This window comes from Streptomyces sp. NPDC005963, assembly GCF_040638655.1.
Taxonomy (GTDB): domain Bacteria; phylum Actinomycetota; class Actinomycetes; order Streptomycetales; family Streptomycetaceae; genus Streptomyces.
This window is the reverse complement of the sequence record NZ_JBEXVD010000017.1, coordinates 46,615-71,117: the sequence shown is the minus strand read 5'-3', so window position 1 is coordinate 71,117 and position 24,503 is coordinate 46,615. Positions and strand designations below refer to the sequence as shown.

26 protein-coding genes and 1 tRNA gene are annotated in these 24,503 nt (G+C 68.0%); 18 read left to right on the top strand and 9 right to left on the bottom strand.

Features of this window, described 5'->3' with window-relative positions; all coding sequences use genetic code 11:
• Positions 1-141: 141 nt before the first annotated feature.
• The gene (locus tag ABZ348_RS22210; protein ID WP_358935596.1) at positions 142-1,320 is read right to left on the bottom strand and encodes a helix-turn-helix transcriptional regulator; all 1,179 of its coding nucleotides are present in this window, start codon (positions 1,318-1,320) and stop codon (positions 142-144) included.
• A gap of 342 nt (positions 1,321-1,662) precedes the next feature.
• Here ABZ348_RS22210 and ABZ348_RS22205 point away from each other — a divergent pair, with 342 nt between their 5' ends.
• The 3 genes from ABZ348_RS22205 (at position 1,663) to ABZ348_RS22195 (ending at position 4,755) form a co-directional block, all read left to right on the top strand.
• Positions 1,663-2,013, top strand: a complete 351-nt coding sequence (locus ABZ348_RS22205; RefSeq protein ID WP_358935594.1) for an ATP-binding protein — start codon at positions 1,663-1,665, stop codon at positions 2,011-2,013.
• 408 nt (positions 2,014-2,421) lie between these two features.
• On the top strand, positions 2,422-3,879 hold the full coding sequence (locus ABZ348_RS22200) for an RDD family protein (protein WP_358935592.1): 1,458 nt from the start codon (positions 2,422-2,424) through the stop codon (positions 3,877-3,879).
• A gap of 84 nt (positions 3,880-3,963) precedes the next feature.
• Complete coding sequence (locus ABZ348_RS22195; protein ID WP_358935590.1) at positions 3,964-4,755, top strand: RDD family protein; 792 nt, start codon at positions 3,964-3,966, stop codon at positions 4,753-4,755.
• Between the two features lie 23 nt (positions 4,756-4,778).
• On the opposite strand, the gene ABZ348_RS22190 is transcribed toward ABZ348_RS22195, so the two are convergent.
• The gene (locus tag ABZ348_RS22190; RefSeq protein WP_358935588.1) at positions 4,779-5,093 is read right to left on the bottom strand and encodes a hypothetical protein; all 315 of its coding nucleotides are present in this window, start codon (positions 5,091-5,093) and stop codon (positions 4,779-4,781) included.
• Between the two features lie 403 nt (positions 5,094-5,496).
• Between ABZ348_RS22190 and ABZ348_RS22185 the strand changes: the two genes are divergently transcribed.
• Together ABZ348_RS22185 and ABZ348_RS22180 are read left to right on the top strand one after the other, a co-directional pair.
• The gene (locus ABZ348_RS22185; RefSeq protein ID WP_358935586.1) at positions 5,497-7,923 is read left to right on the top strand and encodes an immune inhibitor A domain-containing protein; all 2,427 of its coding nucleotides are present in this window, start codon (positions 5,497-5,499) and stop codon (positions 7,921-7,923) included.
• A 124-nt stretch (positions 7,924-8,047) separates the two neighbouring features.
• Positions 8,048-8,407, top strand: a complete 360-nt coding sequence (locus ABZ348_RS22180; protein ID WP_358935584.1) for a hypothetical protein — start codon at positions 8,048-8,050, stop codon at positions 8,405-8,407.
• Between the two features lie 38 nt (positions 8,408-8,445).
• On the opposite strand, the gene ABZ348_RS22175 is transcribed toward ABZ348_RS22180, so the two are convergent.
• Positions 8,446-9,033, bottom strand: a complete 588-nt coding sequence (locus tag ABZ348_RS22175) for an isochorismatase family protein (RefSeq protein WP_358935582.1) — start codon at positions 9,031-9,033, stop codon at positions 8,446-8,448.
• A gap of 138 nt (positions 9,034-9,171) precedes the next feature.
• Entirely contained in the window at positions 9,172-10,500 is a 1,329-nt protein-coding gene (locus ABZ348_RS22170) for a nicotinate phosphoribosyltransferase (RefSeq protein WP_358935580.1), read from the bottom strand.
• 241 nt (positions 10,501-10,741) lie between these two features.
• Between ABZ348_RS22170 and clpS the strand changes: the two genes are divergently transcribed.
• The 8 genes from clpS to ABZ348_RS22130 all read left to right on the top strand — a co-directional run bounded on the left by clpS (position 10,742) and on the right by ABZ348_RS22130 (position 17,046).
• A complete protein-coding gene (gene clpS / locus ABZ348_RS22165) occupies positions 10,742-11,056 on the top strand; it encodes an ATP-dependent Clp protease adapter ClpS (RefSeq protein WP_250922541.1) in 315 nt (104 codons plus the stop codon).
• Positions 11,056-11,655: a DUF2017 domain-containing protein gene (locus ABZ348_RS22160; protein ID WP_358935578.1), complete on the top strand. Its 600-nt coding sequence runs from the start codon at positions 11,056-11,058 to the stop codon at positions 11,653-11,655. Before clpS ends, ABZ348_RS22160 begins: the two co-directional genes overlap by 1 nt.
• A gap of 432 nt (positions 11,656-12,087) precedes the next feature.
• Entirely contained in the window at positions 12,088-13,551 is a 1,464-nt protein-coding gene (locus ABZ348_RS22155) for an amino acid permease (RefSeq protein WP_358935576.1), read from the top strand.
• Between the two features lie 171 nt (positions 13,552-13,722).
• Positions 13,723-14,145 (top strand): M67 family metallopeptidase, encoded by a 423-nt coding sequence (locus ABZ348_RS22150; protein ID WP_358935575.1) that lies wholly within the window; start codon positions 13,723-13,725, stop codon positions 14,143-14,145.
• Between the two features lie 134 nt (positions 14,146-14,279).
• A complete protein-coding gene (locus tag ABZ348_RS22145; protein WP_358935573.1) occupies positions 14,280-14,396 on the top strand; it encodes a putative leader peptide in 117 nt (38 codons plus the stop codon).
• 110 nt (positions 14,397-14,506) lie between these two features.
• The gene (locus tag ABZ348_RS22140; RefSeq protein ID WP_358935571.1) at positions 14,507-14,827 is read left to right on the top strand and encodes a MoaD/ThiS family protein; all 321 of its coding nucleotides are present in this window, start codon (positions 14,507-14,509) and stop codon (positions 14,825-14,827) included.
• Entirely contained in the window at positions 14,827-15,777 is a 951-nt protein-coding gene (locus tag ABZ348_RS22135; RefSeq protein WP_358935570.1) for a cysteine synthase, read from the top strand. The genes ABZ348_RS22140 and ABZ348_RS22135 overlap by 1 nt, the downstream gene beginning before the upstream one ends.
• A gap of 516 nt (positions 15,778-16,293) precedes the next feature.
• Positions 16,294-17,046: an MBL fold metallo-hydrolase gene (locus ABZ348_RS22130; protein WP_358935568.1), complete on the top strand. Its 753-nt coding sequence runs from the start codon at positions 16,294-16,296 to the stop codon at positions 17,044-17,046.
• A gap of 97 nt (positions 17,047-17,143) precedes the next feature.
• Here ABZ348_RS22130 and ABZ348_RS22125 read toward each other — a convergent pair whose 3' ends face one another.
• A complete protein-coding gene (locus ABZ348_RS22125; protein WP_358935566.1) occupies positions 17,144-18,409 on the bottom strand; it encodes a PTS transporter subunit EIIC in 1,266 nt (421 codons plus the stop codon).
• Between ABZ348_RS22125 and ABZ348_RS22120 the strand changes: the two genes are divergently transcribed.
• Positions 18,345-18,500: a hypothetical protein gene (locus tag ABZ348_RS22120; protein ID WP_358935747.1), complete on the top strand. Its 156-nt coding sequence runs from the start codon at positions 18,345-18,347 to the stop codon at positions 18,498-18,500. The genes ABZ348_RS22125 and ABZ348_RS22120 overlap by 65 nt on opposite strands.
• Before the next feature lie 400 nt (positions 18,501-18,900).
• Here the strand turns inward: ABZ348_RS22120 and ABZ348_RS22115 are convergent, their stop codons facing one another.
• Positions 18,901-20,199, bottom strand: a complete 1,299-nt coding sequence (locus ABZ348_RS22115) for a PTS transporter subunit EIIC (protein ID WP_358935564.1) — start codon at positions 20,197-20,199, stop codon at positions 18,901-18,903.
• A 175-nt stretch (positions 20,200-20,374) separates the two neighbouring features.
• Here ABZ348_RS22115 and ABZ348_RS22110 point away from each other — a divergent pair, with 175 nt between their 5' ends.
• The 4 genes from ABZ348_RS22110 to rdgB all read left to right on the top strand — a co-directional run bounded on the left by ABZ348_RS22110 (position 20,375) and on the right by rdgB (position 22,860).
• A complete protein-coding gene (locus ABZ348_RS22110) occupies positions 20,375-20,713 on the top strand; it encodes a PTS glucose/sucrose transporter subunit IIB (RefSeq protein WP_358935562.1) in 339 nt (112 codons plus the stop codon).
• A 108-nt stretch (positions 20,714-20,821) separates the two neighbouring features.
• Positions 20,822-21,562: a ribonuclease PH gene (gene rph / locus ABZ348_RS22105; protein WP_358935560.1), complete on the top strand. Its 741-nt coding sequence runs from the start codon at positions 20,822-20,824 to the stop codon at positions 21,560-21,562.
• A 229-nt stretch (positions 21,563-21,791) separates the two neighbouring features.
• The gene (locus ABZ348_RS22100; RefSeq protein WP_358935559.1) at positions 21,792-22,175 is read left to right on the top strand and encodes a hypothetical protein; all 384 of its coding nucleotides are present in this window, start codon (positions 21,792-21,794) and stop codon (positions 22,173-22,175) included.
• An 82-nt stretch (positions 22,176-22,257) separates the two neighbouring features.
• A complete protein-coding gene (gene rdgB, locus ABZ348_RS22095) occupies positions 22,258-22,860 on the top strand; it encodes an RdgB/HAM1 family non-canonical purine NTP pyrophosphatase (protein ID WP_358935557.1) in 603 nt (200 codons plus the stop codon).
• Positions 22,861-22,905: 45 nt separating this feature from the next.
• Here rdgB and ABZ348_RS22090 read toward each other — a convergent pair.
• The 3 genes from ABZ348_RS22090 to ABZ348_RS22080 all read right to left on the bottom strand — a co-directional run bounded on the left by ABZ348_RS22090 (position 22,906) and on the right by ABZ348_RS22080 (position 24,368).
• A tRNA-Leu gene (locus ABZ348_RS22090) sits at positions 22,906-22,989 on the bottom strand.
• A 48-nt stretch (positions 22,990-23,037) separates the two neighbouring features.
• Positions 23,038-23,667, bottom strand: coding sequence for an HNH endonuclease signature motif containing protein (locus tag ABZ348_RS22085; protein WP_358935555.1), 630 nt, complete (start codon positions 23,665-23,667; stop codon positions 23,038-23,040).
• 26 nt (positions 23,668-23,693) lie between these two features.
• A complete protein-coding gene (locus tag ABZ348_RS22080; protein ID WP_358935553.1) occupies positions 23,694-24,368 on the bottom strand; it encodes an HNH endonuclease signature motif containing protein in 675 nt (224 codons plus the stop codon).
• Between the last annotated feature and the right edge of the window lie 135 nt (positions 24,369-24,503).

Sequence of the window (24,503 nt, the reverse complement as noted above, 5' to 3'; positions counted from 1 at the left end):
TCATGCGATGACATACAGTGACCCAGTGCCTGCGGGCGGGCCTCCGGGAACGTCAATCGCGAACGAGCGCCGCCCGGCCGTGCGGTTGTCCGCCGGACGCCGAAGGGCCGGGCCGTGGGCAATGCCACACCCGGGGCTGGGTCAGGGAGCGATCCCCGACAGCTTCGAGAGCCTCAAGATCTCCGCATTGCTCCTCCGGTGAAGGGAGGAGACGACCCGGAAGACCTCCCGCCCCATCGGATGGATGCGCGCCATCTGCGGCGCCAGTGCCCACGCGCGGCCCAGGTTCTCCAGTGCTCCATCGCGATCCCCGATGTCGAGCTGCGCCCGGGCCGCATTGATGTACGTCGGTGCCGTCCTCGTGGGTGGTAGTCCGGCCAGCGCCGCGGTGAGGTCGTCGGTCAGTTGCAGAGCCTCGCGGGGACGACCGAGGTCCACATAGGTGGCCAACCGGTGCGCGAAGGTGTTCTGCTGGCCGACCGTGAGCCCGTGGACCTCCCTATCGCGCTCGATTCCCGCCGATGACGCCAGGGCGGATCGAATGTGCCGGGTGGCTTCCTTAGCGGCTTCACCCTTGTCACCGAGCCGGCCGGCCAGCGTCATTCCGCGCAGATTGAGGATGCACACGGCGATGTCACGATCGACTCCGCTCAATGATTGCTCGGCATCGGAAATCGCACGGTCGACGATGTTCAACCCGCGTTCGATATCACCGAAGTTGAGATACGTACCCGCCCTGTCCCGGGCTGCCACGGCACGCCCCAGTGGATTCGGCTGCTGCTCGACCGCCCAATGTTGTCGGGCCACCGCCAATTCCGCCAAGTCCATCCACCGATGCCTCGCGGCCAGCCAGTAGACGCTGCTGTAGACATCGGCGAGGAGCATCCAGCTCTCTGCGCTGTTCTCGCCGTGCGCATGTGCCGTCGCCTCGCGCACGAGATCCGGGAGAAGCCGAAGCAGCCCGTCCACTTCGACGTTCTTCCGATGGGTGCCCGCGGCGCCGAGGGAAGCTTTGAGCTTCTTCACGCTCACGGGCTCAGGTGCAGGGAGATCGTAGTCGCGCAGCGCCGCCCGCAATTCGGTCAGGGGTCGTTCGCCACCACGGGCAACGGCCGTTCGGCCCAGTACCTCGGCCATGGAGAGGCCCATCGGCTTTCCGAGCGCCGTGGCGACGGCTGGTGTCAGCGTCCGGTCCCCCACCTCGATCTTGGAGAGGAGCGATACGGAGATGCTCGCCCTTCTGGCGAGCTGCGATTGCGAGAGGCCGCGCGCTTTCCGCAGCGCGGCCAGATGTGCACCGGGTGGAAGGTCAGTGCTCATGGTCTCGGTCTTCCTTGCGGAGTCGTAGCCAGTCCATGGTCACAGCATTCCGACGTACCCGCTCGACGTCCGGGTAAACGGAAGTCGACCTGTGCAAGAGCTGTGCAAGTTCACCCCTGCACGGCCTGCGTTGATAGGGAAACGCACCCCGTGACTGTCGATCAGTCCTGGGTACGACCTATGCAGCTGAAGGAGAGTCGAAATGACGGACGTTCTCGTTCATCCCTTCGAACCGAAACGGAAAGACGACTTAGTTCCGCCGCGCGGAACGGAAGTGGTCCGATGACTCAGTCGTGCAGCAATGGGCCCGTGGTGTACCGGTGGCCGTACGCTCCGCGGAGCGTGGGGCTGGCGCGGGCCGAGTTGCGCAGGGTGCTCGACGGGTGGGGGCTCGCTCCGGTGGAGGCTTCCGCGTCGATCGTGCTCTCCGAGCTGTTCACCAATGCCGTACGCCATGCCAAGGTGCCGGGATGGGAGATCGAGACCCGCTACGCACCGCTGTGGCGCGGTGTGCGCATCGAGGTGCACGATGCCTCGCAGGCGCTGCCCCGGATCGTCCCCGCCGGCCCCGACGCCACCGGTGGACGCGGCCTGCCCCTGGTCGAAGAACTGTCCGACGCCTGGGGCGTGACCCCGCGCAACGGCCCAGGCAAAGCCGTCTGGGCCGAACTGACCCTCCCCAGAGCCCTCTAGGCCGTGCCCTCGAAGTCCCGTCCCGCTCCCGGCCCTCACCCTCAAGGCGGGGGCGGGTCGCGTTGAGCCACCCGGGTGACAGCGGTCCGATGACAGCGGTACGAGTCCGGACGCAGGGGTACGGGAGTGTGCAACCACCCCGGCGGGCACGCGCCGTGGGCCCCACCTCCCGCCCACCTGACCCGGATTCGCGGGTGCCTCCAAACCGCCGTACTCCGTCCCCCGAACGCGCCCTTTCTCACGGTCTCCTTCTTCAGCGCCCCCCGTTCTTCGTTACTGTCCTCCTTGGACAGCCGGGGGACAGACGGGGGTGCGCCCCCAAGCCGGGTGTCGTAGGTCGCACAGCCCGTGCAGTGTCCGGCATCGCGGGCGGCCCACAGAGGTAGTGAACGAACGGAGTTGGGGGCATTGGCTACTCCTCCAGGTGACGGCAGCCCGGCGCAGGGCTTCTACCCGGACCCCTCCATTCCCGGCTACGTCCGGTACTGGAACGGCGCCGCCTGGGTGCCCGGTACGAGTCGGCCCGCGCCCAAGGACGGCGAGACCATGCCCGCGGCGCCGGGCCAGGGCGCATCCGCCCCCGCAGCGGTCCCGCCGCAGGGCGGCCAGCGGCAGCAGCGCTCCGCGCCGGCCCCCGAAGCACGGGTGGAGGAGACGGGCCCGGTCTTCCTCGACGAGGATCCGCCCGCCGAGCCCGTACGCCAGGAACCCGCGAGCGTCTGGCAGGCCGACACCTCCCGCCAGACCGGGTTCGGCGGCGAACGTGACAACCGGGTCTCGTGGGGCGGCGAGCAGGGACAAGGCCCGCCCGTGCAGGGCCAGTCACCAGTCGCCGACCCCGCTCAGGCCGATCCCTCCGGCGGCGCCCTGCCCGGAGTGCGGTCCAGCCGTCCGGCTCCCGAGCCCGCTGCTTCCTCGGGACTGCCGGTCCGGCCCCGCAAGAACACCGAAGGGCCGGAGCCCCAGCCTTCCGCCGAGAGCACCATGGCCATCCGTGCGCTGCGCGCCCGGGTCGCGCAGAAGAAGGCCGATGCGAGCCCCGGCCGGTCGTCTGCGCCCCAGGGACCCCAGACCGCCCAGCCACAGCAGCAGGGCAGGTCCGCGCCGCAGGTGCCGCAGGGCAGGTCGGCGGAGCCCGTGGCCCCGACATCCCGGAACGAGCCGCCCCTCACCTCCCGGTCCATGAATCCGCCCGCCTCCTCGCGCGGCTCCGATTTCCCACAGCAGTCCACCGTCACGCCCGGCCCCGGCGGCGGTTCCGCGTCCTGGCCGCAGCAGGTCCACCAACTCGCCCAAGGGGGCGCTGCGGGTGAGCCTCCCGTCGTCCCGTGGAAGCCCCCGGTCGACGACCCCTTCCTCCAGGCCGCGCAGGCGCACGCCGCAGCCCGGCCCGCTCCGCTCGGCAAGCGACTGGCCGCCCGGCTGATCGACACCGTGGTCCTCGGGGTGCTCGTCGGCGGGGTCGCCGTACCGGTGGGCACGCAGGCACTCGCCCACATCGACGACAAGATCGAGGCGGCGAAGCAGTCCGGGGAGACCGTCACCGTATGGCTGCTGGACGGCACGACCGGCGTGCACCTGGCGATCGTGCTCGGTGCGCTCCTCTTCCTGGGGGTGCTGTACGAGGCCGTTCCGACGGCCAAATGGGGGCGCACGCTCGGCAAGAAGATCTGCGGGCTGGCGGTGGTGGACATCGAGTCCCACGGCCCGCCCGGCTTCGGCGGAGCACTGCGCCGCTGGCTCCTCTACAGCGGACTCGGTTTGCTCGCCGTCGGTGTGATCAACGTGCTGTGGTGCCTGTTCGACCGTCCGTGGCGGCAGTGCTGGCACGACAAGGCGGCGCACACCTTCGTCACCCGGGCCTGATCGGCTGACCCGTCATCAGCAACGCGTCCCCCGAACGGCGTGTCAGCTTTTGCGGACTCCTCCGAGGCGGGATGCACTGCCCTCATGAGTAACGATCAGCCTCCGCCCCCCGGCCCGGGAGGCCCCGACGACGACCCCTTCCTGAAGAAGCCCCAGCAGCCTCCTCAGGGCGGCTCGGGCGGTGGCGATCAGTCGCCTCCGCCACCACCGCCGCCCGGGGATTCCCCGTACGGCGGCCAGGGGGGCGGTGCAGGGCAAGGTTCTCCCTATGGTGGGCCGGGCCAGGGGCAGGGCGGCAGCCCGTACGGCGGCGGGAGTGGGACACCCCCTCCGTACGATCCCAACGCCTATGGCGGGCCATACGGCGGTGGCCCCGATCCGCTCGCCGGAATGCCGCCGCTCGCCGAGTTCGGCAAGCGGTTCAGTGCCCGGGTCATCGACGCCCTGATCATCTTCATCCCGTTGTTCCTGCTGTCGCTGATCTTCGGCGGCTGGAACGTCAACGGCGACAGCGGGGACGGTTGGGACGACATCGCCAATGACGTGAACACCGGACGTCAGTGGATCTGGTCCGCGATCTCCCTCATCGCGTACGTCGGCTACGACACCCTCATGGTGAAGAAGACGGGCCAGACCGTCGGCAAGCGGCTGCTGAAGATCCGGGTGGCGATGCTGAACGACGGCAGCACCCCGGACACCCGCTCCTCGCTGCTGCGGGCCGCGGTGCTCTGGGTGCCGGCGCTGGTGTGTTGCTTCTGCATCTGGTGGCTCGTCATCATCGCCACGATCCTCACCGACAAGCCGTACAAACAGGGGTTGCACGACAAGGCAGGCAAGACGGTGGTGGTCGCCGTGCCCCCCGTGGGTACGAGGTGAGCCCGTTCCGGTGGGACGACGGGTCAGCGGCGCAGCGAGTGGTCGCGCGAGGAGCGGACCCGGGTGGTCAGACCGTCGGACGAGGGCGCCGACGTGGCACGACCTGCGGCGGTGCGGCTCGCGGAGAGCGAGCGGGCCGCCCCGGCGACCTTGGCCGCCCGTGCCGCCCGACCGATCGGCACGGCCACTGCGACGGTCAGTCCGACCACCATCGAGCCGAGGCCGATGGCGGCGATCGCGAGGAGACCGGTGGCTTCGGTGAGCAGCAGCAGGGCCAGTGCGCAGAGCACGACGGCGGCCGTACCGGAGGCGAGCTGTGCGGCAGTCGGACGAGGCATGACGGTATCCGTCCTGGGGCTATGCCGGGAGGCATGGTGGTCGGGAAACGGTCGAGGGTCTGACGTAACGCAATCGCACTGACAGAAGACTCTACGGTGCTCGATGCCCGGACGGAACCTGGGGTAAGCGTCGCCTCACCCGGTGCAGGTCAGGGCTCGGTGCATAGGGGGCGCACGGATTCATACAGGGCAAGAACTGGCCTGTTCCATGCGCCGGTTTTGAGCAGCCGTCCTGTCCGGAAATCGGAACTCGACTTCTGCATAGTGCAGTTGGAATGTCCGTGTCAAGGTCTGTCTTTTCTTCCTGTACTACGGTCGAATGCCGTCACTTGTGACGCGACGCCTCCCGCGGACAACCCCACATCGGTCCGCGGCGAAGGAACGCAGGGGAGGACACCACCAAGTGACCACCAAACGACGGACGATCAGAGCGTCCGCGGTGCTCGTCGCGCTTGCGGCGACCACCGCCACGGCCTCGGCGTTCAGCACCGCCCAGGCGGGGGATCAGGGGTCCCACGCCAAGGCGGCGCCGACAGCCATCGAGCGCCACGACCCGGCTCCGCACAAGGGCCACGTCGAGCACGACCTCGACGGGCCCTTCAGCAAGCAACAGGAGATGGAGCGCCAGGCGGCGCTGGAGCAGGTCATAGCCGGGGACGCGACCGTGCAGCAGCGCGGCGCGTCCAAGGTCGTCAAGCTCGACGACAAGAAGTACGTCGAGTTGGGACGGGAGAAGACCGACAAGATCTTCACCATCCTGGTCGAGTTCGGCGACAAGGTCGACGACACCACCATGTACGACCCGGACGGGCCGGGAGGCCCCCAGCCGCCCGTCAAGAAGTACGGCGGCACCCCGGGTCCGCTCCACAACCAGATCGCCAAGCCCGATCGCGCGGTCGACAACTCCACGGCCTGGCAGGCGGACTACAACCGCCAGCACTTCACCGACCTCTACTTCGGCTCCGGCAAGGACACCGCCGGCAAGCCCAAGGAGTCGCTGAAGACCTACTACGAGAAGACCTCGTCCGGCCGTTACTCGGTCGCCGGTACGGTCTCCGACTGGGTGAAGGTCGAGCACAACGAGGCCCGCTACGGCTCCAACTACTGCGGCGACTCCAACTGCGACAACGTCTGGGACACGGTCCGCGACGGAGTCACCGCCTGGGTCGCCGACCAGCGCGCCCAAGGCCGCACGGACGCCCAGATCAAGGCCGACATCGCCCAGTACGACCTCTGGGACCGCTACGACTTCGACGGCGACGGCAACTTCAACGAGTCCGACGGCTACATCGATCACTTCCAGATCGTGCACGCCGGTGAGGACGAGTCCGCGGGCGGCGGTGCACAGGGGCCCGACGCGCTGTGGGCGCACCGCTGGTACGCGTACGGCACCGACGCGGGACAGACCGGACCGGCCCACAACAAGGCCGGCGGCACCCAGATCGGCGACACCGGCATCTGGGTCGGCGACTACACCATGCAGCCCGAGAACGGCGGCCTCGGCGTCTTCGCCCACGAGTACGGCCACGACCTCGGTCTGCCCGACCACTACGACACCTCGGGCCGCGGCGAGAACTCGACCGGCTTCTGGACCCTGATGTCGTCCGGTTCCTGGCTCGGCAACGGCAAGGACTCCATCGGCGACCTCCCCGGCGACATGACCGCCTGGGACAAGCTGCAACTGGGTTGGCTCAACTACACCAAGGCCAAGGCGGCGACCGCGTCGACGCACACCCTCGGCGTGGCCGCCTACAACACCAACCGGCCGCAGGCACTGGTCGTCGAACTGCCGAAGAAGCCCGTCACACGGACGATCGTCAAGCCCGCCCAGGGCGCCGGCCAGTGGTGGAGCAACCAGGGCGACAACCTGAAGAACACGCTCTCCCGCCAGGTCGACCTGACCGGAAAGTCCAGCGCATCCCTCGAACTCGCCGGCTGGTGGGAGATCGAGAAGGGGTACGACTACCTCTACACCGAGGTGTCCACGGACGGCGGAGCCAACTGGACCGCGATCGACGGGACCGCCGACGGCGCGCCCCTGACCCGCGACGCCAGCAACGCACCCGCGCTGACCGACGTGTCGGGCGCCCACAAGAAGCTCGTCTACTCGCTCGACGCATACGCGGGCAAGAAGGTCGACGTCCGCTTCCGCTACCAGACGGACGGCGGCGCCGGCGGCAAGGGCTTCGTGGCCGACGAGATCACCGTCAAGGCGGACGGCGCAGCGCTGTTCACCGACAATGCCGAGACGACCGACGCGGCCTGGACCGCGAAGGGCTTCTCCCGCATCGGCGAGTCCTTCACGCAGGAGTACGAGCAGTACTACCTGGCCGAGAACCGCCAGTACGTCTCGTACGACAAGACGCTCAAGGTCGGCCCGTACAACTTCGGGTTCAAGGCGCCGAAGGACTCCTGGGTCGAGCACTACCCGTACCAGAACGGTCTGCTGGTCTGGCTGTGGGACACCTCGCAGCGTGATAACAACACCAGCGTCCACCCCGGGACGGGCCGCGTGCTGCCGATCGACGCCAACGCCTCGCCGCTGAAGTGGGCGGACGGCACCCTGATGCGCAACCGCATCCAGGCGTTCGACTCCACCTTCAGCACCTTCCGCACCGACGCGCTCACGCTGCACCGGGCGGACGTCCCGACCTCGATCAAGGCGAGGCCCGGCAATCCGGTCTTCGACGACCGCAAGGGCGTCTACTGGTACCCGGAGAACCCGACCGCGGGGGTGAAGGTAACTGACACCAACACCAAGATCTCCATCGTCAAGGAGCCGCGCAATGGCTCGACGATCACCGTGAAGGTCGGCCCCTCGACCAAGTAGAAGTTAATAATTGCAGGTCAGAGCATGATCGGCCGTTGCCCCCTGGCGGGCGGCGGCCGATCGTGTTTAGGTGCGTGGTGCCAGACCGTTATTGACACGCCATCTCACGGGGGAGTGGTTCGCCATGCCAGGCGGAGGTTTCAGCAAGCTGCCGAGCGGCAGCGTGGTCGTCGCGCTCAGCCTGCCCAGTCCGCTGGGCGACGGGCGCCCGGCCCGCTTCCTGGTGCACGCACCGAACCGGGCGCGGGCCCTGACCCGGCTGCGCAACCTGGGGCTGCGGGCGGTGTACCTGCGGGGGAACGCGGAGCCCCCCACCCCGGACGAGATCACCGCGGTGCTCCACCACCCGGACGGCCTGCTGTGGCGGACCCAGCCGGAGACCGGAGCGGAACTCTGGCATCCGATACGCACGCTCGTCCGGGAGCGCGCCCCGCGGGCGCCCCTGCCGGGCGACACCGCCGTACCGGCCCCCTCGTCGCTCTAGCCGGCCCGTGCTCGCTCGCCGACGTGTCGGGGAGGGTCCTAGGCCACCGGCTTGCCCGACACCTCGACCCCGGCCGCCCGCAGGTCATCCAGCGCGCGTGCCGTCGTCTCGGGGGACACGGCCGCCGTCAGATCCAGCAGCACCTGCGTGGTGAAGCCCTCACGGGCCGCGTCCAGCGCGGTCGCCTTCACACAGTGGTCGGTCGCGATGCCCACGACGTCCACCTCGGTGACGTCGTGGTCCCGCAGCCACTGCGCCAGGGTCATGCCGTTCTCGTCGGCGCCCTCGAAGCCGCTGTACGCAGCCTCGTACGCGCCCTTGTCGAAGACCGCGTCGATCGCTCCGGAGGCCACCGCGGGCGCGAAGTTCGGGTGGAAGCCCACCCCCTCCGTGCCGGCGACGCAGTGCCGCGGCCAACTGGTCACATAGTTGGGCGTCTCGGAGAAGTGGTCGCCGGGGTCGATGTGGTGGTCACGGGTGGCGACGACATGGCGGTAGCCCGCGGGCACGGTCTGGCCGATGAGGTCGGTGATGGCTGCGGCGACCTCGGCACCTCCCGTCACCGCGAGGCTGCCGCCTTCGCAGAAGTCGTTCTGAACGTCGACGACGATCAAGGCGCGGTGCATGGCGGCTGTCCTTAGGGAGTGCTGGGCGTCCTGCTCGGTGCACGGGTGAGGGTGGGGACGCGGCGGCGCGGCCGGGCCCCGTCACCCGGTCCGCCGCATGGGAAGAGGCTCCCCACCGACAAGCAGTTCATACGTACGTCATACATACTCCGTCGGGAGGACGGGTTCACCCCTGGAGAGCTGGATGGCAGACATCGGCAGCCCGGCCCGGGCCGCGATGTGGCGCTGTCGAGCCGCCTCCAGCGGCTCACGACCGATGACCTCGCCGCCCTTGACCAGCTCGACGAGCAACTGTCGCCCGACGAGTTCGGCGGGCACCGGACCGAGTCCCACCACCTCGGCTTCGGCGATGCCCTCGTCGTCCACCCGGCGGGCTGCCCACTTGCGTCCACCGATCGAGGACTTCGAGCCGAGGGACTTCTTGGCCACCGCCTCCAGCGGGGCCTCCGGCTCGGCGGACCGGGCGCGGGCGACCAGCTTGTAGACCATGGAACAGGTCGGATGGCCACTGCCGGTGACCAGCTGCGTACCGACGCCGTAGGCGTCCACCGGAGCGGCTGCCAGCGAGGCGATCGCATACTCGTCCAGATCGGACGTGACCACGATCTTGGTGTTCCGGGCGCCGAGCTCGTCGAGCTGCTGACGCACCCGGTGGGCGACGAGCAGGAGGTCACCGGAGTCGATCCGGACGGCTCCGAGCTCCGGGCCGGCGATCTCGACGGCCGTACGGACCGCTTCCGCCACGTCGTAGGTGTCGACGAGCAGGGTGGTGCCGCGGCCGAGGGAGTCGACCTGGGCCCGGAAGGCGTCCCGCTCGCTGTCGTGCAGCAGGGTGAAGGCGTGGGCGCTGGTGCCGACGGTGGGGATCGCGTAGCGGAAGCCCGCCGCCAGATCGGACGTGGAGTCGAAGCCTCCGACGTAGGCGGCGCGGGCCGAGGCGACCGCGGACAGTTCATGGGTGCGTCGGGCGCCCATCTCGATCAACCGACGTCCACCTGCCGCCGCGGACATCCGTGAGGCCGCCGCGGCGATCGCGGAGTCGTGGTTGAGGATCGAGAGGATCACGGTCTCCAGCAGCACGCACTCGGCGAACGAGCCCTCCACCCGCATCAGCGGCGAGCCCGGGAAGTACACCTCGCCCTCCGGGTAGCCCCAGATGTCCCCGTTGAAGCGGTAGGAGGCCAGCCACTCCAGCGTCGGCTCGTCGACGATCCGCTGCTCGCGCAGGAAGCCGAGCACGCCCGCGTCGAAGCGGAAGTTCTCCACGGCGTCCAGCACCCGTCCCGTACCGGCCACGACCCCGTAGCGCCGCCCGCCGGGCAGTCTGCGGGTGAAGACCTCGAAGACCGAGCGGCGGTCGGCGGTGCCGGCCTTGAGGGCCGCCTGGACCATCGTGAACTCGTACTGATCGGTAAAGAGGGCCGTCGAAGGGACATCCACCGGGAGCCCCAGGTCCGCAGTGTTCACGGCGCTCAACCTCGCTCTGTCATCGTCGGAGCCCGGAAAACCCCGGGCGATCCAGCCATGGCCAGGATGCTACCCCACATTTCGTCAAACTGACGAGATGGCCGACCGGGCAACTCCTGTGACCTGCTGCGTTCCCGCCATCACGGCCCGTCCGTATCCCTTCAGGGGGGTGCCCGGCCCGGTCGGGAGCATGGCCGGGACACGGGGGCTGTTTGTGCGCCAGAGCTCCCTGAGTGGCAGCATGGACCAGGTGAGTGTTGCTCCCACTGAAATCGAACGCACCGAGTCCGCGGAGAAGCCTTTCGCTGTCCCCGAACCGGACGTGCCGTGGGTGACGCTCGTCCACAATGACCCGGTCAATCTGATGAGCTATGTCACCTATGTCTTCCAGGCATATTTCGGCTATTCCAAGGACAAGGCGCGCAAACTGATGCTCGATGTCCACCACAAGGGCCGCGCCGTGGTCTCCAGCGGCAGTCGCGAGGAGATGGAGCGCGACGTCCAGGCCATGCACGGCTACGGGCTGTGGGCGACCCTCTCCCAGGACCGCAACTGATGGCGGGACAGTTCGAAGCCATCGGCGGCGGCGGAGCGGCCGTCGCTCTCGACGAGGTCGAGATCTCCATCCTGCGCTCCCTGGCCGTCCAGCTCCTGGAGCTGATCGGGCCGGGAGACGAGCCGGTCGAGGGTGAAGACCCACTGGCCGCACTGTTCAACGACGGGCCGACCGAGCCGCCCAGCGACCCCGCGCTCGCCCGGCTCTTCCCCGAGGCCTACATCGGCCCCGACGTCACCGAGCAGACCGACGAGCTGCAAGCGGCCTCCGCCGAGTTCAGACGGTTCACCGAGAACGACCTGCGCTCGCGCAAGCGCGCCGACGTGCTCTGCGTCGTCCGCACCCTCGATGCGCTCACGGTCGGCGGCGAAGGTGGGGCGGTCCTCAAACTGACCGCCGACGAGTGCCTCAACTGGCTCGGCGCCCTCAACGACCTGCGGATCACCATCGGCACCCGGCTCGAAGTCTCCGACGACGACGAGAGCGACGACCTGTACCACCTCCCCGACGACGATCCGCGCAAGCCGATGGTGATGGCCTACCTCTGGCTCGGCGCGCTCCAGGAGACGCTGGTCGAGACCCTGATGCCCGACTCTTGACCTGACCGGGCAGAACACGACCTGGCCCCGCATCCCTCCGCCGAGGGGTGCGGGGCTTCTCCGCTGTCAGGGGGCTTGCGGTGGCGTCGTCCGCGGACCGCCACGAGCCCGGGGCGTCGGGCCATCCCCGTACGCTCAGCGCACCCTCAAATCCGAATAACGATCACGTCACCTGAACGGTCCCGTTTGCCGCGCCAAGGGACCTTTCTCCCCTTCTGCTTGTGGTGTGCCCCACAATCGCGCTCGTCGTCCGTCAGATCGACCGTGATAGATCTTCACGACCGCCAGGGACCCCACCCACGGCCCCCAGCGGCGCTTGAGCCGGCCGACCGCCGGTGGCACTCCATCCACATCCGGGGGGATCAGGACCTGATCCGCGCCCGCGCGCGAGCCGCAGCGGGGCGGATCAGATGGAGAAAGGGCGCAAACCACATGACTTCAGTGCAGGTAGGCGACGAGAACGGGCCGCACGGCCCGCAAGCGGTCGCCACTCCACCGGACACCGGAACACTCCATCCGGAGGGGTCGGACCAGGGATACCACCGTGGACTCGGTGCCCGTCAGATCCAGATGATCGCCATCGGCGGAGCCATCGGCACCGGACTCTTCCTCGGCGCAGGCAAGGCCATCTCCAAGGCCGGACCCAGCCTCATCCTCGCCTACGCCATCGCGGGCCTGGTCATCTTCTTCATCATGCGGGCCCTGGGCGAACTGCTCATGTACCGCCCCGTGGCCGGCTCCTTCTCGGAGTACGCCCGCGAGTTCATCGGCCCCTTCGCCGGCTTCGCCACCGGCTGGACGTACTGGCTGTTCTGGGTCGTCACCGGAATGACCGAGGTCACCGCCGCCGCCCAGTACATGACGTACTGGTTCGATGTGCCCCAGTGGATCTCCGCACTGGTCTTCACCCTCGTGCTCTACGGCGCCAACCTGATCTCCGTGAAGCTCTTCGGCGAGCTGGAGTTCTGGTTCTCGATGATCAAGGTCACCGCCATCGTTGGCATGATCCTCATCTGTGTCGGCATCCTCACCCTCGGCTTCTCCGACGCCGGCGACACCGCGTCCGTCTCCCTGCTGTGGAGCGACGGCGGATTCTTCCCCAAGGGCATCGGCGGCACCCTGATGACCCTTCAGATCGTCATGTTCGCCTTCCTCGCCGTCGAGTTGGTCGGCGTCACCGCGGGCGAATCCAAGGACCCCGAGAAGACCCTGCCCAAGGCCATCAACACCGTGCCCTGGCGGATCGCCGTCTTCTACATCGGCGCCCTCATCATGATCCTCTCCGTGGTCTCCTGGACGAACTTCCAGCCCGGCGTCTCCCCCTTCGTCGCCGCCTTCGACAAGATGGGCCTCGCCGTCGGCGCCGGCATCGTGAACTTCGTCGTCCTCACCGCCGCCCTGTCCTCCTGCAACTCGGGCATGTACTCCACCGGCCGGATGCTCCGCGACCTCGCCCTCAACAACCAGGGCCCGGCCCTCTTCACCCGACTCACCAAGAACGGCACCCCCCTCATCGGCACCACCTTCTCGGCCGGACTGATGATGATCGGCGTCTGGATCAACTACCAGTGGCCGGGCGAGGCGTTCAACAAGGTCGTCTCCTTCGCCACCATCTCCGGCATGTGGGCCTGGATCATGATCCTTATCAGCCAGCTCCGCTACCGGGCCAAGGCCGATCGCGGCGAAGTGCCCCAGTCGTCCTTCAAGGCCCCCGGAGCGCCCTGGACCAGCTGGTTCGCCCTCGCCTTCATCGGCATGGTCATCGTGATGATGGGCATCGACGAGGAAGCGCGGATCTCCCTCTACTGCGCACCGCTGTGGGCGCTCGGACTGTTCGTCAGCTACCGCGCGCTCAGGAAGCGCGATCCGCAGGGCGCCGCGTTCGTCCCACGCTGACCCGGGGCACGCAGACCCAGCGAGACCCGGAAGAGAGCGCCTGGGACCCGTACCCCCGCACGACACCGTCACCGGGGGTACGGACCCGGCCGGGCGCCCATGACGTCCTCGGCCAGGTGCGGCTGCTATCGACCCGCTGCCCGTCCGGACGGGCTGCTTATCCTGATCGACATGCTGACTCTCACCCAGGCCCTCTACGACCAGATCGTCGCGCACTCCCGCGCCGACCACCCCGACGAGGCGTGCGGCGTCGTCGCCGGACCCGTCGGCCAGGGCCGCCCCGAGCGGTTCATCCCCATGCTCAACGCCGCCCGCTCGCCCACCTTCTACGAGTTCGACTCCGCCGATCTCCTCAAGCTCTACCGGGAGATGGACGACAACGACGAAGAACCGGTGATCATCTACCACTCCCACACCGCCACCGAGGCGTACCCCTCCCGTACGGACGTTTCGTACGCCAATGAGCCCGGCGCCCACTACGTGCTCGTCTCCACCGCCGACAAGGACGACGAGGGCCCCTTCCAGTTCCGCTCGTACCGCATCGTGGACGGCGTGATCACCGAGGAAGAGATCAAGGTCGTGGAGAGCTACTGAACCGGCCCTTCAGCGCCCCGCAACAGGCTCGGAACACCGCCCCTCACCGGAGATTGACCGCACTGTGAGCAGAATGCATCCATCATCTGAGATCACACTCCAGAATCCGGATGGGGAATCGATACGATGACCGCATGGTTCCCCATGACGTGAGCGACAAGACGCCGAGCACAGTCCTGCTCGTGGCGCGGCTGCACGTCGACCTGTGCCGCCTCGCAAGCGCGATGTGTACGGCCCGGACCGCGCACTGACCCAGGCCCGAACCGCACCGCCCGGCTGAGCGCGACCGTACGAGCACCACCCCCTCGCGCGGGGGCCAGACGCGCGCCCCTGAGCCACCGTCCCGACAGGAGCCCACACCATGGCCATCGAGGTCCGCATCCCGACCATCCTCCGCACGTACACCGACGGGGCGAAGGCCGTCGAAGCCAGCGGAGGCACCATCGCCGAACTCTTCGCCGACCTCGACTCCCGCCACAACGGCATCCAGGAGCGCATCGTCGAAGGCGGCGAACTCCGCCGCTTCGTCAACGTCTACCTCAACGACGAAGACGTCCGCTTCCTCAGCGGCATCGCCACCGAAATCTCCGACGGCGACAGCGTCACGATCCTCCCGGCGGTCGCCGGCGGATCGACCGCGGCGCACCCCCGTTCCGCCCGGTGGCGTGCGGGAATGCGCTGATGCGCTACGACTCCCCCCTCGCCGCGGTCGGCAACACCCCCCTGGTGCGCCTGCCGCGGCTCTCGCCGTCCGAAGACGTCCGCATCTGGGCCAAGCTGGAGGACCGCAACCCCACCGGCTCCATCAAGGACCGCCCCGCGCTGTTCATGATCGAGCAGGCCGAGAAGGACGGCAGGCTCACACCCGGCTGCACCATCTTGGAACCCACCTCCGGCAACACCGGCATCTCCCTCGCCATGGCCGCCAGGCTCAAGGGCTACCGCATCGTCTGCGTCATGCCGGAGAACACCAGCGAGGAGCGCCGCCAACTGCTCGCCATGTGGGGAGCGGAGATCATCTCCTCGCCGGCGGCCGGCGGCTCCAACACCGCGGTACGCGTCGCCAAGGAACTCTCCGCCGAGAACCCGTCCTGGGTGATGCTCTACCAGTACGGCAACCCGGCCAACGCCGGAGCGCACTACGCGGGCACCGGGCCGGAGATCCTCGCCGACCTGCCGTCCATCACCCACTTCGTCGCCGGCCTCGGCACCACCGGCACCCTGATGGGCGTGGGCCGCTACCTGCGCGAACACGTCCCCGACGTCAAGATCGTCGCCGCCGAGCCGCGCTACGACGACCTGGTCTACGGGCTGCGCAACCTCGACGAGGGATTCGTCCCCGAGCTCTACGACTCCTCCGTCCTCACCACCCGCTTCTCCGTCGGCTCGGCGGACGCCGTGACCCGCACCCGGGAACTGCTCCAGCAGGAAGGCATCTTCGCCGGCGTCTCCACCGGCGCGGCGCTCCACGCGGCCATCGGCGTGGGACGGAAGGCGGTCAAGGCCAACGAGTCCGCCGACATCGTCTTCGTCGTCGCCGACGGTGGCTGGAAGTATCTGTCCACCGGGGTGTACACGGCCAAGACCACGGAAGAGGCCATCGACCTCCTCCAGGGACAGCTCTGGGCCTGACCCCCGACCCGACCTGAGCCGATCCGGGCCCACCCGGGCCGTCCCGAGTCGAGCAGACTCCCGAAGCTCAGGACGCCCGCCACACCGCCGCCCGCCCCGCCCCTCGATCCGGCAGCCGAGCACCGCAGCTCAGCTCCGAGCGGGCGGCGCCGGTCCGCCCGGACCGCTGAGGAGTCCGCGGCGCACTCCACCCGGCGCGAAGCGGAACAGCCGGCCCGGCAGCACCGCCCCGCACCACCGCTCGAACGCCACGGGCCACCCCCGAGCGGGCCGACCGAGCCGATCGACCGACCACGAGCCCCGTTCCCTTTACCAAGGGAACGGGGCTTTTGGCCACCCTCACGCCCCGTGCGCTCCCACCCACACCCCCCGTACGCCCTCCGAATCGGTGACAGCGCAGGTGAGTTCCCCCACACCCCCCCTCCCCGAAGGAGCGGTGCCCCCTTTTGCGCTTTACGCTCGATCCACCGCACGCCCCCCACCCCAGCCCTCCCCGTCAACGGAGGTTCAGGCTCCATGAAGCTCACCGTCGTCGGCTGCTCGGGCTCGTTCCCGTCCGCGGAATCGGCCTGTTCGAGCTACCTCGTAGAGGCCGACGGCTTCCGGCTGCTCCTCGACATGGGCAACGGCGCCCTCGGCGAGTTGCAGCGCCACGTCGGTCTCTACGACCTCGACGCCATCTTCCTCAGCCATCTCCACGCCGATCACTGCATCGACATGTGCGCGTACTTCGTCGCGCGCTACTACCGTCACGACGGCGGTCGCTGCGAGCCGCTGCCCGTCTACGGCCCGGAGGGCACCGAACAGCGACTGACCACGGCGTACGCGGACACTCCCTCCCCGTCCTCGATGAGCGAGGTCTTCGACTTCCACACGCTCAAGTCGGGCAGCTTCGACATCGGCCCCTTCGCCGTCCGCACGGAACGCGTGGCCCATCCCGTCGACGCGTTCGGCATCCGCCTGGAGCACGGCGGCAGGACGTTGACGTACTCGGGCGACACTGGCGTCTGCGATGCGCTGGACGAGTTGGCCGAAGGGGCGGACCTCTTCCTGTGCGAGGCGTCCTTCACCTACGGCAAGGAAGACGTACCGGACCTCCATCTCAACGGCCGGGAGGCCGGAGCCCATGCACAGCGGGCCGGAGCCGGCCGGCTGGTGCTGACGCACGTGCCCCCGTGGACGGACGGACAGCGCAACCTCGCCGACGCCCGCGCCGTGTACGAAGGCCCCGCTGAGATCGCCGTGGCCGGCGCGGTGTACGAGGTCTGAGCCCGGCGCACGAGGGCCGGCGCACACGGTACGAACAGGCCGAAGCCCCCGGTTCCGGCGCGGGAACCAGGGGCCACGGGCGGAGGTGGTGAGCGGCCTACTTGGCCTCCGCCTTCATGAGGTCAGCCAGTTCCTCGTCCGATTCCCGCCCCGGAGTGGGCAGGTTGAACCTGGTGATGGCCCATCGGAAGACCACGTAGTACACGGCCGCGAAACACAGCCCGACCAGTGCCAGCCCCCAGGGGTTGGACGCGATCCCCAGATTCAGCAGGAAGTCGATCGCACCGGCCGAGAAGCCGAAACCGTCCTTCATGCCGAGTCCCCAGGTCAGGGCCAGCGAGACACCGGTGAGAACGGCGTGGACGGCGTAGAGCACCGGTGCGATGAACATGAAGGTGAACTCGATCGGTTCCGTCACCCCCGTCACGAACGACGTCAGCGCCAGCGAGAACATCATTCCTCCGACCACCTTGCGCCGCTCCGGACGGGCGCTGTGGACGATCGCCAGACAGGCCGCGGGCAGCGCGAACATCATGATCGGGAAGAAGCCGGTCATGAACTGTCCGGCCGTCGGGTCTCCGGCCAGGAAGCGGGCGATGTCACCGCTCTTGCCGTCGTAGGAACCCGCCTGGAACCAGGGGAACGAGTTCAGCAGATGGTGCATCCCGACGGGGACGAGCGCCCGGTTGGCGACACCGAAGACACCCGCTCCCACCGCACCCGAGCCGACGAGCCATTCGCCGCTGTTGTGGAGCGCCGTGCCGAGCACCGGCCAGACGAAGCCGAAGGCGATGCCGATCAGCAGCCCCGCGAAGGCGGCAAGGATAGGAACCAGCCGTCGGCCACCGAAGAAGCCCGCCCAATCGGGCAGTTTGGTGCGGTGGAAGCGCTGGTAGAGCAGGGCGACGACCAATCCCATGACCACCCCGCCGAGCACCTTGGCGTCCACCGGTGCTTCCCGCATCACGATCGCGCCGTCCACCACTTCGGCGACCTTCGGCAGATTGTCGTCGGTGAAGGTGGCGAGCACGCTCTTGAAGACCAGATAGCCGGTGACGGCCGCCAGCGCGGTCGAGCCGTCGGCTTTCTTGGCGAATCCGATGGCGATGCCCACGGCGAACAGCAACGCCATGTTGTCGAGGATCGCGTTGCCGCCGGCGTGCATATAGCCGGCTATCTCGGTGAGGAAGGAAGGGAACGACTCCCGGCCGAGCATGTCGTCATTGCCGAGGCGAACGAGGAGTGCGGCGGCGGGAAGTACGGCCACGGGGAGCATCAGGCTGCGGCCAATGCGCTGCATGACGGCCATCGCGCCCGCGCCCCACCTTTTCCGAGCCGCCGGGGCGGTGCTGGCGGTGGACATCAACTTCCTCCAGGAGAGCAAGGCGCCGCAGGGGACGGGAAGCAGGGGAGGCGGCGTCTACAAGGGGGGTGCGGCGAACCGCATGGTCTAAACCACTAAGTGGTTTAGACCTTTTTAACATGGGGGGAGTCGATGAGGAACAGCGGAAAAGCATCGAATGTGACGTGCGCCATGTGAATTCCAACACCGTTCGATCCGGCTCCGGGGCAAAGGTGTTCGATCATCAATGCGGGTGGCGGCACGCAGGCGAAAGGCGGTGCCGGGCGTTGCGGTGGAAGGAAACCGCCCCCGCCACGGGCGCGCGGAAGTCGCCGCTCAAAACCCATGGACCACTGCGGACGGTTCGACCGTCGCACGCGGATGCGAACGCCGTAATCCTCTGTCCCCCCGCCGGTGCGCAGAATTGGTCCTGTTCGCAACGGTGAATGGTCCCGGGAAACACGCCCCCATGCGCGGATCCGCGCCGCAAGAAAGTCGTTGCGGATGTTCCGCTACTTCACATTCTCGCGTTCCATCTCATCGCCGACTTCCTCTGGTTCACGTCCCGGCGTCTGGATGTTGAATTTGATGATCGCGAACCGGAACACCACGTAGTACACGAGGGCGAAACCGAGCCCGATCGGAATGATCAGCCAAGGTTTGGTGGCCAACGACCAGTTGATGACGTAGTCGATCAGACCGGCCGAGAAACTGAATCCGTCCTTCACGCCCAGCGCCCACGTCACCGCCATCGAGACACCCGTGAGCACCGCATGGACCGCATACAGCGCCGGTGCCACGAAGAGGAACGAATACTCCAACGGCTCCGTGATCCCGGTGACGAACGAAGTCAACGCCACCGACAGCATCAACCCGCCGATCTCCTTGCGCCGATGGGGCTTGGCGCAATGGGTGATGGCCAGGGCCGCTGCCGGCAGCGCGAACATCATGATGGGGAAGAAGCCCGTGGTGAACTGGCCCGCGTCGGGGTCGCCCGCCAAGAACATCGAAATGTCACCGTGCACCACCGTGCCGTCCGGCTTGGTGTAACTGCCCAGTTGGAACCAGATCGGCACGTTCAGGAACTGGTGCAGACCGATGACCAACAAGGCCCGGTTCGTGACGCCGAAGATGCCGGAACCCCACGGTCCCAACTCCACCAGCCAGTCGCTGAAGCTCTCCAGGCCGCGACCCACCGGCGGCCACACCCACAGCGAGATCACAGCAATGGCGATGCCGACGAACGACATGATGATCGGAACCAGTCGACGGCCATTGAAGAAGCCCAACCAGTCCACCAGCTTCGTACGGTGGAAGCGCTGCCAGAAGTACGCCGCCAGCAGGCCCATCACGATGCCGCCGAAGACCCCGGGGTTCTGGTAGGTGAACGCCGCGACCGAGTTGTCCGGCGCCTGACAGCCCGTCGCCACCGCCGACGACTGGTCGGGGCAGTCCTCCGGGAACTGCCGCAGCACGTTGTAGTAGACGAGGAAACCCGCCACCGCCGCGAGCGCCGTCGAGCCGTCCGCCTTCTTCGCCATGCCGATGGCGACACCCACACAGAACAGCAAGGGCAGACCGATGTTGGAATCCAGCAGGGCACCACCCGCGCCCGCCATCACCTTCGCCACGTCGTTCCAGCCCAGCCCGTCCGTACCGAAGACGTCGGGCTGTCCGAGCCGATTGAGAATGCCGGCCGCGGGCAGCACAGCGATGGGGAGTTGAAGACTGCGCCCCATCTTCTGAAGTCCCTGGAACAACTTGCTTCCCCAGGAGGGCTGCGGTCTGGCGACGGCGCTCTCGGAGCTCATCGGCGTCCTCCTGGAACTGGGCCGGTTGGCAGGTGTTGCAGACTGGTGTAGACCAGTCGCGGCAAGGCTCCGGCTCGCCATGGCTGACGTCGCGGCATCGGGCGGGGCCGATGGTCTCGATCAGGAACGGAACGCCGGTGATCGTTATCTTGAGCGATGAACCGGACACTCGCCCGTGAAGTTGGGCCAACCGTGCGTTAACGTGAAAAAGCGGACCATCGGTGGGCCGACGCAGCACCGGGCGACCACGCAGGGCGCCCTAGGAACGCAGGGAGAGAACATGGCCAGCAAGGCTGAGAAGATCGTCGCCGGCCTCGGCGGCATCGAGAACATCGAGGAGATCGAAGGCTGCATCACCCGCCTCCGCACCGAAGTCATCGACCCGGCCAAGGTCGACGAAGCCGCCCTCAAGGCCGCAGGCGCACACGGAGTCGTGAAGATGGGCACCGCGATCCAGGTCGTCATCGGCACCGACGCCGACCCCATCGCCGCCGACATCGAAGACATGATGTGAGCTGACCACCCCTCAGCCCGACCCTGGCACGGACGTGCGAACGGGCCCCCTTCCCGCGGTGAAATCCTAGGGACGGGGCCCTTCCACCCAGCCGCTAGGCTCATCCCCATGTCTCGCATCGACGGCCGCACCCCCGAACAGCTCCGCCCGGTCACCCTTGAGCGCGGATGGAGCAAGCACGCCGAGGGCTCCGTCCTCATCTCCTTCGGCGACACCAAAGTCTTCTGCACCGCGTCCGTCACCGAAGGCGTACCGCGCTGGCGCAAGGGCACCGGAGAAGGCTGGGTCACCGGCGAGTACTCGATGCTGCCCCGCTCCACCAACACCCGCGGCGACCGCGAATCCGTCCGCGGCAAGATCGGCGGACGCACCCACGAGATCAGCCGCCTCATCGGCCGATCCCTCCGGGCCGTCATCGACTACAAAGCACTCGGCGAGAACACGATCGTGCTCGACTGCGACGTACTCCAGGCCGACGGCGGCACCCGCACCGCCGCCATCACCGGCGCCTACGTCGCCCTCGCCGACGCCGTCACCTGGGCCCAACAGAAGAAGCTCATCCGCGCCGGACGCAAGCCGCTCACCGGCACCGTCGCCGCCGTATCGGTCGGCATCGTCGACGGCATCCCCCTCCTCGACCTCTGCTACGAGGAAGACGTCCGCGCAGACACCGACATGAACGTCGTCTGCACCGGCGACGGACGATTCGTCGAGGTCCAGGGCACCGCCGAAGCCGAGCCCTTCGACCGCGAGGAACTCAACGCCCTGCTCGACCTCGCCACCGCCGGCTGCACCGACCTCGCCGCCCTCCAACTCGAAGCCCTCGGCCGCACGGCCACCACGGCCTGACCCGCCGCCCCCAAGCCGACGGGCACACGGGCTGACCCGCCCCCAAACACCCGGGCACGAGGGGCGGCTCCCCCAACTCGGGGCAGAACACCCAGCCGCCCCCGCCGCACTGCTGACCGACCGGCCGGCTGGGTAAAGAAGCAACCAAGAACGCCCCGACGGGCGTCGTTAAGGACACGGGCGCACGGGCCAAACCGTGCGCCCGGCCGTATCCGGGAGGGACCGAACCATGTCTGCGCGCCGCCGTATCGCACTCACGCTCGCCACCACCGCACTGATCATCCCGATCACCGTGGGCTGTAGCGCCATCGACAAGGCCCTCGACTGCGTGGAGACCGCCGAAGCCATCGCGACCAGCGTCGACAAGCTCACCGAGGCCGCCTCCAACGCGACCGAGAACCCGACACAGGCCCGCCAGGCACTCGACGACATCGACAAAGAGCTCAACAGCCTCAGCGACAAGACCGACAACGCCGACCTCACCAAGGCCGTCGACGATCTGAACGCAGGTGTCGACAGCGTCCGCAAGGCCATCGAAGGCGGCGACGCCACCCCCGACCTCAAGCCCGTCACCGACGCCGCCTCCGAGATCGGCAAGGTCTGCAGCCCCTGATCCGCCCGAGCACCGATCTTCCCCAGCGTCTGAATCCGACACCCGAGTCCGCCCCCGCGCGGCACTCGCCGATAATCGGTGCATGACCCGACTCATCCTTGCCACCCGCAACGCCGGGAAGATCACCGAACTGAGGGCCATCCTCGCCGACGCGAAACTGCCGCACGAACTCGTCGGCGCGGATGCCTACCCCCAGATCCCCGACGTCAAGGAAACCGGCGTCACCTTCGCGCAGAACGCCCTGCTCAAAGCACATGCGCTCGCCCAAGCCACCGGGCTGCCGGCCATCGCAGACGACTCCGGCCTCTGCGTCGACGTCCTCGGCGGCGCACCCGGAATCTTCTCCGCCCGCTGGGCCGGAACACACGGCGACGACACCGCCAACCTCAATCTGCTCCTCGCCCAACTCTCCGACATCGCACCGGAACACCGAGGAGCCCACTTCTTCTGCGCCGCGGCGCTCGCTCTCCCCGACGGCACGGAACGCGTCGTCGAAGGGCGGATGCTCGGAACCCTGCGCCACCTTCCGGCGGGCACGAACGGCTTCGGCTACGACCCGATCCTCCAGCCGGAGGGCGAGACCCGCACGGCCGCGGAACTGAGCCCGGCGGAGAAGAACGCGATCAGCCACCGCGGCAAGGCATTCCGGGCCTTGGTGCCGGTCATCGAGGAACTGGTGTCCTGAAAAGGCTGTAGGGCGCCTCGTCGTAGAGGCGCCCTACAGATGGTGTGCGGCCGATGGGACTCGAACCCACATGGGCAAACGCCCAGAGGCACCTAAAACCTCCGCTTATACCAATTCAGCAACGGCCGCGTGCCAAGACACATGGTAGCGGGCCGTGTGGCCTCTTGGTATGGAGCATTAGGCGGGACGCGACCTGCGGTCACCGCCGCGGCACCAGGTGCTGGTGATCGCATGACAGTTGGGACAGAGCAACCTCAGGTTGTGCGCGCGGTCGTCATCTCGACGGCCGTTGATGTGATCGACCTCAAGGGTCATGGGCCGTCCGCGCCACACCGGGCCGATACCGCACTCCGCGCACTGGTCGGGAACTCCGATCGCGTACAGCGCACGGCGTAGCACCACTGCCTGGGTGCGGCGGTTGTCGTTCCGCTGCACCAGGACTTCTTCCGGATGTTTGGCCGGCGTGGTCCCGGGTCTACCCCGTTGGTGTGCCTGTCCGAGGAAGTGTGCTGTATCGATGCCCTCCTCTTCCGTCCACTGACGGAAGAGCGCCCGTTGACTGCTGTTGTAGGGCCTGCCGAGTCGACGAAGTGCGGCTGCGACGGAGAGGGAGGAGGTCACTGCTCTACGTAGCTCGTCGGAGTCAGGGCGGGGGAGCCTTCCGCTCCTTCGGAAGTGCGAGGTGTCGATGCCGTGGTGATCGAAGCGTTCCCTGAGGTACTGGCCCAGTCTTTCGTAGGGCGTGATACCGAGATACGCGATGACCTCGTCAATGCTCTGGCAGTGCTCGGCGGCCTTCCGCAGCACGGCGGGAGAGTAGCGCCGTCGGCCGGTCATGAGCCGTCTGCCGCTGCCGCCGCCCGGCGGGTAACACCACTCCAAGCGCGGCGACCACGGTAGGTGTCCGTCGTCGCATGGCAATTGGGGCAGAGGAGCCGCAGGTTCCCGATGCGGTTGTCCCGCCAATCGCCGTCGATGTGGTCGACTTCGAGGGGAAGCGGATGCCCACGCCAGGACGCTTCGATGCCGCACGATGCACAGCGTTCCGGGACCCCGACTTCCCTCAGGGCTCTTCTGAGACGCTCGCTCGGCACCCGGCGGGGGTGCTTCCGGTCGAGCATGACCAGCACTTCCCCCGCGCTCTGCCGAGGATGTCTGCGGCCCGGTCCCCTCGGTGTGTGGAAGTGCGAGGTGTCGATGCCGTACGCCTTGATCCTTCGGCTTATGTGGCTGTGGTGACCGCCCACCTCGTCGATCCCCAGCCGCCGCAACACCTCGGAGACGCTGATCGAGGCCGCCACCGCAGGCTCCAGGACCGCTCTCGACCAGCGAACGCCCTCGTGTTCGAAGTGGTCCGTGGGTATCCCCAGCCTCCGCATCCGCTCACGGAGGTACTTGCGGGTGGGGCTTGTCGGGGCGACCCCGAGCTTGAGCAGCATCTCCGTCATCGTCCGTGATGACTCGGCCGCCTCGGTGAGGCGGGCCGTGGTATACGGGCTCCTGGTCATCCGCTCGCTCCGTCCCGGTCGTACGTCCGTTACCCGAACGGATCAACGAGCCGGTATTCGGGCGGTTACGTCCAAAACGCGGAGCGGCCTGTCTCACTTGCTGGAGAGTGAGACAGGCCAGTCCCGAGGTCACCA